Below are 11,203 nucleotides of genomic sequence, written 5' to 3'. Positions count from 1 at the left end.
TTTAGAATTTCTGTAGTAAAATCGTTCATATGGAAGTCCTCTTTTCTGTGAATGTGTTGTGGTAACTCTATTCTACAGAAGGGACTTCCTTTTTTCTATTTACACAAAATATTTTACACTCTCATTGAGAACTTTAATAGAACATACTATAATGATATAAAAAAGTTTTAAATGTTAGAAGAAATAAAAATTATTTAGAAGAATAGGAGACTTAATTTGTTAGTAGGAGCAATCGAAGCAGGAGGCACAAAATTTGTTTGTGCAATAGGAAATGAAAAAAATGAGATAATCGAGCGCGTTTCTTTTCCAACAACAACTCCAGAAGAAACATTAAGAAGTGTTTTCAACTTTTTTGATCAATATAGTCTAGCAAGTATTGGAATTGGATCGTTTGGTCCGATTGATATCAATGAATCTTCTGATACATATGGTTATATCCTTTCTACTCCCAAAATACCTTGGAAAAATTTTAACTTTCTAGGAGCAATGAAGGAGAGATATTCTATTCCAATCGGGTGGACCACAGATGTGAATGCTGCTGCATTAGGAGAGTCAAAACTTGGAGCGGCAAAAGGACTTAAAAATACAATGTATATCACAATCGGAACAGGAATTGGTGCTGGAGCGATTGTTAATGGGGAATTATTAGCTGGAATTGGCCATCCTGAAATGGGCCATCTGTTAGTTCGCCCACATGATAAAGATGGATATGAAGGATTCTGTCCGTATCATGGAAACTGTTTAGAAGGAATGGCTGCCGGACCGTCCATAAATGGTCGTTTAGGGAGAGCTGGAAAAGATGTTGATGTAGATCATGAAGTATGGGGATTTATGTCCTATTATATTGGGCAAGCTCTAGTAGCTTATACAGTTATTCTTCGTCCTGAACGTATTGTATTAGGCGGAGGGGTCATGAACGCACCCGGTATGCTGGAAAAAGTAAAAAAACAATTCTCTTCCTTATTAGCAAATTATGTTCCTATTCCTGAATTAGATAATTACCTGGTAAAGCCAGGGTTAGGAGATAATGCAGGAATAACTGGTTCAATCATTTTAGCTAATGAAGTAAAATAAAAAAACATTTCATACTGAATCTGCCGATGTTTGGAATACTCGGTATGGATAGCAGAAAAAAATGCATAAAAGGTTACAAATAAAAAAAATCGATTAAAATGGTACCTGTAGATAGGACACTTGTAAAAAAGAGTCTCCTATCTACAGGTATTTTTATGTTTTTCGAAAAACCCTGGCTACACCGGGGGTTCCAAAGCGCTTCCAGCGTGGGGCAAAAAAATCTCCTTTTATTGTGAATATGGCTGGTTTCCCGACCGCCACATTCACAATAAAAGGAGGTCGTCCCATGCAGGACAAGAATAGTTTAGCACACACCAAATGGAGATATAAGTATCACGTTGTTTTTGCCCCAAAATATAGAAGACAAATCATTTATGGAGAGTACCGTCAAAGGATTGGTCAGATTATTCGTGAACTTTGCGAGCGAAAAGGTGTCGAAATCCATGAAGCAAACGATTGTCGGGATTATATCCACCTGTTGGTCAGTATCCCGTCCAAGCTGAGTGTTTCCCAATTCATGGGTTATTTGAAAGGTAAAAGCAGCTTAATGATATTCGATCGGCACGCCAATTTGAAATATCGGTATGGCAATCGGAAGTTCTGGTACCGCAGGTACTTTGTGAATACCGTGGGTCGGAATAAAAAACAGATTCAACAGTATATTCGAGATCAGCTGAAAGATGATTATATGAGTGATCAATTGACACTCTTTGAAGAGTTTGATCCATTCACCGGAGAAAAGAATAAGAAAAAATAAGAGATTCTTTAGAATCAACGCGTGAATGTAGTGCAGGAGGGAGACTTTTCAGTAGGCCTTTCAGGCCTAGGCCGACAATAAAGGCTTTCAGCCGAAGAGCAAGGGGCTGGGAAAAAACTCAGTCTCTGAATAAATAAAATCCCCAACTCCTTCAAAATGAAAGAGTTGGGGATTTTTATCGTTTTAAAAGACACAGTGAGCCAAATACCTTATAATTTAAGTACGACCAAAAACCAAAGGAGTGACTCACTATGTATCAGAATTATAACACAATGGAAACGGCCTTAACACTACAATTGGATTTTACAATCCCGAATGATCATGAAGCACGTCTCATTAGCCGTTTTGTGGATTCTATTCCTTCGGAATTTCTCCTTGAAGAGACGTCTCATACGGGACGACCTGCCTTTCATCCCGCCATGCTTTTAAAGATGTGTTTGTTTGCCTATAGTCGCACAACCTTTTCTGGACGCAAAATGGAACGGATGAATGAAGAATCCATTCCTATGAAGTGGTTAACGGGCGATACTTCTGTTAGCTACAAGACAATCAATAATTTCCGTTCGAGCGAGCACGCATCAAAACTCATCAAGTATGCCTTCATTCTTTTTACGACACTCTTGAGTGACAACGGCTTGATTCATGAAGACGCTCTCTATATCGATGGTACAAAGATACAAGCCGATGCAAATATTTATAGTTTCACTTGGAAGAAAGCAATCGAACGCTATGAAGCAAAACTCAATGACAACGTTTCGGAATTGTATGATGAACTCATCCAGGCAAAAGTAAACCTCGCTTTATCGGAAGAGACATTAAAAACGTCGGAAGGCATTGAAGAAATAATCGTTTCCCTGGACAAAGAACTTGTGGCCGTTGAAGCTGCGATTACAGAAGAAAAAGTGATTCCCAAAGGTGGTTCGGAACAGAAGCGACGTCGTCGCATCCTCAAGAAACATCGGAATAAATGCGAAAAAGATTTCTTGCCGCGTAAGCAACGCTATGAAGAAGCAAACGCCACATTTGAAGGCCGCAACAGTTTCTCAAAAACAGATACAGACGCAACGTTCATGTGTATGAAAGAAGATCCGATGAAGAACCGCGAGTTAAAACCGGGATATAATCTTCAAGTCGCATCGAGCAATCAGTTTGTCATTGCCTATGATATTTTTTCAAATCCGACGGATACACGCACGTTTATCCCTTTTTTAGAATCCATTCAAACGTTAGATTTATTTAAATATATTGCCGCAGACGCCGGCTATGGCAGTGAAGAAAATTACGAGGCGGTTCTAGATACCTTTCAGAAAGTACCGCTCATCCCATACGGTATGTATCATAAAGAGAACAGTAAAGCCTATCGTTCGAATCCTAAACACCGCGCCAACTGGGATTATGACGAGATTGAAGATGCTTATACGGATTTAGATGGCGTCCGTTTTAGTTTCTCACATTATCGTACGCGAAATGATAAGAATGGTTTCCGCAGACAATTTAAAGTATACAGGGCTGATGTGGAACAACAGGACGAGACACGCAAGCAATTAGCCAAGACACCGAAAGGTGCCCAGCGCCAGACAGCGGTCAACTATAACTGGGAATACTTCAAGCAACATGCAAAAGAGAACCTTGAAAGCGATCGTGGTAAAGCCATCTACGCTCAACGAAAAATTGACGTAGAAACTGTTTTTGGTCGTATGAAAGGTGTATTTAGCATGCGCAGAACCCATGTCAGAGGCAAGCAAGCCGTTCATAATGACATCGGGATCATGCTTATGAGCATGAATCTTACAAAACTAGCCCTTGAGGCTAGAAGAAAAGCGGAAGTTTTTTACAAAAATTCAGTGAAAAATAAAAATCGCAATGAAACAATCAGAATTTTGATTATTTCATTACGATTTTTTTATTTGAGGCTAGTTTTTTCCCAGTATGTTTATATGGAATAGAACGATTAGAAACCTTATCGCCATACTCTTATTCTTTCTTCTAGATAAGTTGAAGGAAGAGTGCCTGTTACTTTTTTAAATATTTTATTAAAATAAGATTGTTCACAAAAACCTAGATAAGACGATACTTCGCCTACATTCATCTGTGATTTGCTTAATAGGTCGCACGCGGCAAGTATCTTGATTTGTTGTTTATAAGCAGAAATGGATTGGCCTGTGGTTTTTTTGAAAACAGAGCTAATATAGTTAGGTGTTCGATCAACTAATTCGGCTAACTCTTCCAAAGTAACATTCTCTCGATAATGGTGAACAATATAGTCTTGAATTTGAGCAGCAAGAACAGACGCTTTGTCATATGCTCTACCTGTTTCTTTTTCTTCGTTTATAATGGTAAGAATTTCAAGTAGGATACTATGATGCATTGTAGATGCGAATTTTGGTTTCCGTAACCAATGCTGAATCAACAAGGAAAATCGTTGTTTTAAATATTCATTTTGATGAAAGTGCACTAAAAAAGCTTCGTCCTTCTGCAATAGAGGTAACGCTTCTCCTTCTCCCTGGTATTGAAAATGAACGACATTCCAAGTGTGAGGAGTAATACTCTTTGCTTTTCGGATTATTCCTTTAGGAATAAATAATACATCATTCTTTTTTAGATGGAAAGTTTCTCTGTTTAATGTATAAATAATTTCACCATGTGTCATCATCAATAAAATGTGGGAAGAAGCAATGGTTTCGGTAACAAACCAATTTTCGCCACATTCCTCGAAATAAACCGAAATAGGTTCCAACATTTACATCACCTCTAGAACAATTATAACTTAATCATAGAAAAACTCAAATATTTATAGAATGATTCATATAGTAGACAAAAGAAATACCTTATAATGAAAACAGTTACAAATTATATATAGCGAGAGGGTTTTGATTGTGATTCGAAAAACAGCAAAAATTGGAATTGTTTCATTGGGACATGAGCCTTATTGGCATCAATTTGAAGGTTTGAAAGAAGAATTAATAGAGAATGGGAGGCGAATTGAAGCATTGCTTCAACAAGAGAAGGTCACTGTTATATCAGGCGGTTTTGTTGATAATATTGAGCACGCTTTCAAAAGTGTAGAAAAACTTAAAAAAAATGATATTGATTTGCTTTTCGTGAATTTAACTACCTATGTCACATCTTCTTTGGCTGCTACATTAGTACATAATTTGAACGTTCCGACTATTTTAATAGCATTACAGCCTTTAGAAAAGTTAGATTACACTAGAACGACAACGTACATGCAACTTGTAAACGACAATATTGTTGCTTTACCGGAAATAGGAGGGGTATTAGAAAGATTCGGCAAGCCAGCTGCTGGATATATCGTAGGAACACTAAATAATGATAAGCGAGTAAGGGAAGAGTTGAAATCGTGGTGCCGAGTTGCTAACGCAAGGAGAGCATTCAAATATACAAAGATTGGCTATTTAGGTCATACATATGAAGGTATGTATGATTTGCATTCTGACCCTACTATGTTCACTGCCTTCTTTGATTCGCATATTCAAATGTTAGAGATGGATGATTTAGAGATAATAGTGAATGAAGTTGATGATAAAGAAGTAGAGAAAAAAATAGAGGAAATTAATCAGACGTTTGAGATAGCCGACCCATTTATTGATCCAATCACTAAGCCAATTAAAGAAGAAGATTTATATTATTCGGCTAAGGTTGCGGTAGGACTTGATAAGTTAATTGAACAAAATAATCTTAGTGGGCTGGCATATTTCTATCGAGGGGAACACGAAAGTTCATTTGAAAAATTAGGTGCAAGCATGGTTCTTGGGAACTCACTCTTAACTGGGAAAGGAGTACCGCTAGCTGGCGAAGCGGATTTAAAGACATGTGCTGCTATGCTGATAATGGATCGACTGGAAGCTGGCGGATCATTTGCAGAGCTTCATCCTTGTGACTTTAAAGATGACATTGTCTTGGTAGGACATGATGGCCCTCACAACATTAATATCAGCCAAGGAAAACCAATCATGCGCGGACTGGATTTATTCCATGGGAAAGCTGGCTCAGGAATTGGGGTTGAGTTTAGTATAAAAAATGGACCCATCACAATATTGAGTATTTCTCAAAAGTATGACGGGACTTATAAAATGATTGTTGCAGAAGGGGAGTCCCTTCCTGGAGATATTCCAAAAACCGGAAACACAAATACACGATGTAAATTTAGCTGCGGTGCTGCTGAATTTGTTGAAAGGTGGAGTATGGCAGGTCCAACTCATCATCTTGCTTTAGGAGTAGGACACGTAGCCAAAGATATAAAAAGAATAGGGAAAATTATGGGGATAGAAGTTGTGCAAGTGTAATAAGTATTAATTGATGAAGAAAAGAGGGATAAAGATGAAAACTAAAAAAGACAAACAATTAAAACGTGTTACACTCGAAATGAGTCTAAAACCATTTTATAGCATGGAGCAATCTGCAATAGAGGAAGTTTGTAGAGAAGCGTTTCGTCAATGGCTGCCTTTAATTGGAATCTCGGAATCTGTTTCTATTTTACTTTGGGTATCAGATGGTAGTGAAATTCTAGTTTGGGATGGGAATTTGGATTCAGAAATCGAATGGGCAAGATATATTGGATTTGCAAATGAGTGGACATTCAGTCACATTCAAGAAGATGATCCACGAACAGCAATTCTTTATACTGAAAATCCTGCCATTATTACTTATCGTGACTTACGACGAATTGTCCAAACATTCAAAGAAGTTGGTGAAAATTTTTATAAATTGGACGTTAAAGTGGGAGCAACGTTTGACGCGGGTCCGGAATTTGCTTATTCAGATTTTAAATATAAAACTCACCCTGAAATCAATCACGCTGAATTAGGTGGGCAGTTTATTGGGTTAAAAGCTGATTATACTGTAGTGTGTACTTGGTCTCAGTTAAAAGAAGATAATTTTTCATATGCGGCTTATCCAGAAGGAATTCCAAAAAGGACACCATTTGGAGAGTTTCTGGGGAAGCAATGCTCTAGCTTTTTGCCCGAGATCGGGTTTGATTACATCTGGTTTTCAAATGGCTTCGCTTTATCTTATTTCCCTTGGACTTATCTTGGTGCAAACTATGATGGAAAAAACATGCCATTGGCGAATTATAAAGAACTTTCAGAAAAAGTTATGTCTTTCTGGGAACATTTTAAACGCGAGTGTCCTGATTATCCAACGGAATTAAGAGGTACAAATTTTGGAACAGGAATGGATTTAGCGAAAGATTTTATTTCTTTGAAAAAATTATATGAGAAGAAGTATGTAGAACTGCCACCACCAAATTCTCCTTGGGGAGCGTTGAACTATGATTTTGGACTGGAAATGGTAGGGTATATGTCTCGTATTGCAGAGCTTCCGGGAGAAACTTATCCATTCCGGTATTATCCAAATGATCCTTGGTTCTGGCAAAATCCTTGGAAAGATCTGTATGATAGAGAGCCGCATGATATCTACTGTCCTCTTAGTGCAGCGAGAATAGGCAAAAATGGAGAATTAGAACCTCCTGGCATCATTGAATTACTGACTATTGATACTGAAAAAGGGGTGTTGGATGAGGAAGTTGCAGAAGAAGTTTTTCCTCATTTGCGTAGGGCTTTGCAGAATTTTCCAAATCAACCGGGATTACTCACTTGGATTTATCCTTTTGATGAGCTTCATGAGATCATTGAACAAGATGAAAGCAACACCTCTGCGGTTTTTTTTCATGATTGGTTCATGCGGAATGCCATTAACGAAGGATTGCCGATGAATACCGTCATTAGTAGCGGGAACTGGATGGAAAGTGATTTCATTAATTGGGATAACACGATTCTCGTAGCCTCTACGTTCTGGCTGCAAGCAGAAAAAGCAAAAAAACTGATCCAACATGTACAGCAAGGTGGGAAAGTTCTTTTATATGGACCAGTTCAAAATGAAGAACTGCTCCGGTTACTGAATCTAAAGCATGAAGTAGGTTTGGAGGGGGAACTAGCCCTTCACATTGAAGATTTTGAGACAGATAAAATCCTGACAAAGGATGAGCGATATTTAAAAATCATACATTATTCGAAAATTTCGGACGGACCAATTTCAGAAATATTGCAAAATGAAGGAGATCATCATACCACAGTACATGCAACAGTAGCACAGGGAGAAAAAAATCGCGTATTTGCTTTACATCGTTCAAATCCTGAATGGAATGGCGGAGAGGTGGCATGGGTAAGGGGGTCTCTTCCTTATCAAGAAGCAAATGTAACCAATCTTCCTATTCAGCAAACAAAAGAATTCATGGATAGTACGGTTTTAATGAGATATCTTTTACAGGATTTTGGATACACGCTTTTACAGTCTAAAACAGAGATAAGTGATTCATCTGCTTTGTTATTTTTAACTCGAAAAGATAATGGGTTTCGATTTGTAGGTAGCAAAAAAAATACAGCCGTGCAATTTGTATTCCGTTTTCCGGAGGGAATTCCATTATTGATTGGTGAAACTACATCTAACAGAAATTCCAAAGGTTCTTATTCATTAGACCGTACTTTCTACAATGAATGCCGTGTTTTTGTTGATCAAGAAAACTGTAATGGAGTCATTTGTAGAGAAGCTTCTCCTGTTCCAATGAAACATATGCAAACTAACAGGAGATTAAAAGTAAATAATCTCAAGAATGCAAAGCTAACAATTTATCCACCAGTTGAAGCAATTAAAGAACAAAGAGTCGCGTTGCAGTTGAACGGTCAAAAAGCAGATGAATGGACAAAATTTTTAAAAGATAAAGTAGTGATGGAAAATGTGACAGGAGTGGTAGAGATTACATGGTAATACAAGTAATAGAGGAGCCCGTTCTATTTGAGGAAACGAAGTGGCAAAAACTTCGTTTTATTCCCGAACAACCAATTAAACTTCGGATTCATCTCTATGGAGAAAATAGTTCTTTTCAAGCTGGGAGAGATTACCTCTATGATGAAGAAACAAGTAGGATTCGAAGAACGAAAAATAGCCGAATACCAGACTGGTCCACTCATCCTTTATATGGGAAGGAGTCATTTAATCACATACTCTATAATAATTATTCAAATCAACCCTATACGTGTGTGGTTCGTTACACGTATAAGGAATTTGAGGAGATAGAAGAGAGTAGGGGGAAAATAAACAAATTTTCTTTATCACAATTATTCCAAAAAATTGATAATAAAGAAAAGGGAAAATATGTCGTATTTGGAGATAGTATTAGTGCAGGGTATGAAGCATCCGCATCTGATAAAGCATATCCTTTTCTTTTTTGGGAGTGGATAAAGAGACAATTCCCTAAAGCTCATCTAGAGATTGTGAATCATGCTCATCCTGGAGAGTCAACAAGAGGTGCTTTACAAAGAGTGGAAAAGGCAGTAATTCAAGAGCAGCCTGATTTAGTTTCAATAGCCTATGGAATGAACGACCAAACCCGACAAGTGGATGGAACCAATGCCATATCAATAGAAGAATTTCGAGAAAACATAAGTACTATGATTCAGGAAATAAGAGAAAAAACAGATGCAGATATTTTATTGTTTACTTCATGTTTGCCAAATCCCCGGTGGGTATATACCAGCGAAAATATAGAACAATATGCTGAAGTTATACGGTCTTTTCAGCCAATGAAACGGATAACAGTTGTGGATGTCCAAAAAGAATGGCAAAAGGAATTAAAAGCTGGGAAAAAAATTGAAAGTTTATTGCTAAATAATTTGAACCATCCGAATGATTATGGGCATCATTTATATTTAGTAGCTATAAAAAAGGCACTTTTTTAAAAGGTTTCTAAGATACTTTTGTAGAGAGTGGGAAAAAAGGCGTTTAGCCTATCCATAAGTTGCTAAAGCAACAAGAGCTAATGATAACTGGAGCGAATTCTAGACCATCTGATCATAAAAAGACGCACTCTGAGCACTTACTAAATCGTATCATGTCTGTACGTAGTAAATGCTACTACAGACATGACGAAGTAGAAGTCGGGGCTGTCTCTTTGAGCACATTTATGCTGTATTATTCGAGTATAGACAAGGGGCTGGGAGTTTTTTTCCCAGCCCCATAAAGTATGAATCTATAAGAGTTATGTAGCAAAAGACTTAACTGTATTAAAGAGACCGAGACAAACTTAATTAGAGAAAAACAAATAGAACTTGTCGCAGGAACTATAAAGAAACAAACCATGTAACTAGAATCTATAGTCTCAGATTTTAAATGTTATAATTTAATGCCTTTTTCCAATATCTTATTGAGATTATTCATTCGATTCAATTGCAACACCACGTTGCTCGTTATTGTATTGTTTTCTTAGGAAAGGGTCATACAGAGAATAACTACTATTATTATATTTGTGTCTACTTCTTGAATATTCTACAGGAGCACCTTTTTTCAAGTAAACGACTTGCTCTACTTCTAATACTGGATCATCAAAGCTGCATTCTAGATATTCCTGATCAAGCTCTGAAGGTTTATCGGCATGAATATTCCGATAAGCTCCACTGAATTCTAATTCAAGTGTTTCTTGGATATATTGATAAATAGAATGATAAAGGACATCCTCTGAAAGGTTAGGCACTAATTCGACGGGCATAAATGTATGTTCAATCGCATAAGGTTTATTATCAATTTTTCTTAAGCGGATAATATTGTAAACAGGACTGCTCGAGGAGAGCTGCAATGCTTTTTGCAAATGATCGTCTGGAAATTCCAAACTAAAATTAATTATGATACACGTAATTCTTCCTTCTCCTAGTAAATAAGTTAGTCCTTTATGGATATCTGCTGGATATTCATTTGTTTTATAAGAAATATCGTGGCTCAAAACCCGGGTTCCAATCCCTCTTTGACTGCTTAATAGCCCCAAGGCAATTAAACTGTCCACAGCTTTTTTTATCGTTGGACGGCTTACTTTAAATTCTCTTGCCAGGACATCTTGCTGTGGAATCAAAGTTCCTGAAGGGTAAGTTTTGTCGTATATTCTCTTTTTAATAATATTTGTGATTTCTTCGTGTTTATTCATGTTTTATCGTTCCTTTTAGGCTACTTTTAATTATTATACTATATAACTTATTTTTTTAAAAGTATTTATTTTAATCGATAAAAGTGTTTACATTTAATTTGTTAATGTTAAAATGTAATAGAAAAAAGATTTAACATTAAAATGATCTAATTCCAAACTTTCTTAGAAAATTTGGACAAACTAAGAGGGGGTGGAGAATGCAAGAAAATTAGGATAATAAAAAGAAAGGTGGAATATTATAAGAAGGTTGCTTTTAGGAGTTTCTAAAAATAAAGATCAGAATTATTAATTATTTTTTGTAAACGTCGATTGTAAAATTAAGCTAGACAAATAAATAAGCCATTCGTGGTACACTCAAAATGTAATTCCGCCAAAGA

General features: G+C 36.8%; 8 protein-coding genes. 6 read left to right on the top strand and 2 right to left on the bottom strand.

Annotation, left to right across the window (positions count from 1 at the left end):
* Positions 1 to 216: 216 nt before the first annotated feature.
* The 3 genes from PVE40_RS11385 to PVE40_RS11375 all read left to right on the top strand — a co-directional run bounded on the left by PVE40_RS11385 (position 217) and on the right by PVE40_RS11375 (position 3,777).
* Complete coding sequence (locus tag PVE40_RS11385; RefSeq protein WP_274732060.1) at positions 217 to 1,074, top strand: ROK family protein; 858 nt, start codon at positions 217 to 219, stop codon at positions 1,072 to 1,074.
* Between the two features lie 286 nt (positions 1,075 to 1,360).
* Positions 1,361 to 1,831, top strand: a complete 471-nt coding sequence (tnpA, locus tag PVE40_RS11380; RefSeq protein ID WP_274732059.1) for an IS200/IS605 family transposase — start codon at positions 1,361 to 1,363, stop codon at positions 1,829 to 1,831.
* A gap of 251 nt (positions 1,832 to 2,082) precedes the next feature.
* Entirely contained in the window at positions 2,083 to 3,777 is a 1,695-nt protein-coding gene (locus tag PVE40_RS11375) for an IS1182 family transposase (protein WP_274732058.1), read from the top strand.
* 14 nt (positions 3,778 to 3,791) lie between these two features.
* Here the strand turns inward: PVE40_RS11375 and PVE40_RS11370 are convergent, their stop codons facing one another.
* Positions 3,792 to 4,571, bottom strand: a complete 780-nt coding sequence (locus PVE40_RS11370; protein ID WP_274732057.1) for an AraC family transcriptional regulator — start codon at positions 4,569 to 4,571, stop codon at positions 3,792 to 3,794.
* 136 nt (positions 4,572 to 4,707) lie between these two features.
* Here PVE40_RS11370 and PVE40_RS11365 point away from each other — a divergent pair, with 136 nt between their 5' ends.
* From PVE40_RS11365 to PVE40_RS11355, 3 genes are read left to right on the top strand one after another with little or no spacing between them, the layout of a single operon-like run.
* Complete coding sequence (locus tag PVE40_RS11365) at positions 4,708 to 6,138, top strand: L-fucose/L-arabinose isomerase family protein (RefSeq protein WP_274732056.1); 1,431 nt, start codon at positions 4,708 to 4,710, stop codon at positions 6,136 to 6,138.
* 34 nt (positions 6,139 to 6,172) lie between these two features.
* Positions 6,173 to 8,620, top strand: coding sequence for a hypothetical protein (locus PVE40_RS11360; RefSeq protein WP_274732055.1), 2,448 nt, complete (start codon positions 6,173 to 6,175; stop codon positions 8,618 to 8,620).
* Positions 8,614 to 9,591, top strand: coding sequence for an SGNH/GDSL hydrolase family protein (locus tag PVE40_RS11355; protein WP_274732054.1), 978 nt, complete (start codon positions 8,614 to 8,616; stop codon positions 9,589 to 9,591). Before PVE40_RS11360 ends, PVE40_RS11355 begins: the two co-directional genes overlap by 7 nt.
* 470 nt (positions 9,592 to 10,061) lie before the next feature.
* Here PVE40_RS11355 and PVE40_RS11350 read toward each other — a convergent pair whose 3' ends face one another.
* The gene (locus PVE40_RS11350; protein WP_274732053.1) at positions 10,062 to 10,826 is read right to left on the bottom strand and encodes a GntR family transcriptional regulator; all 765 of its coding nucleotides are present in this window, start codon (positions 10,824 to 10,826) and stop codon (positions 10,062 to 10,064) included.
* Positions 10,827 to 11,203: the final 377 nt, after the last annotated feature.

It is taken from the genome of Jeotgalibaca caeni, from assembly GCF_028863945.1.
Taxonomy (GTDB): Bacteria; Bacillota; Bacilli; order Lactobacillales; family Aerococcaceae; genus Jeotgalibaca; species Jeotgalibaca caeni.
Note: the sequence above shows the minus strand (reverse complement) of the source record. Positions and strands in the feature narration are given on the sequence as shown.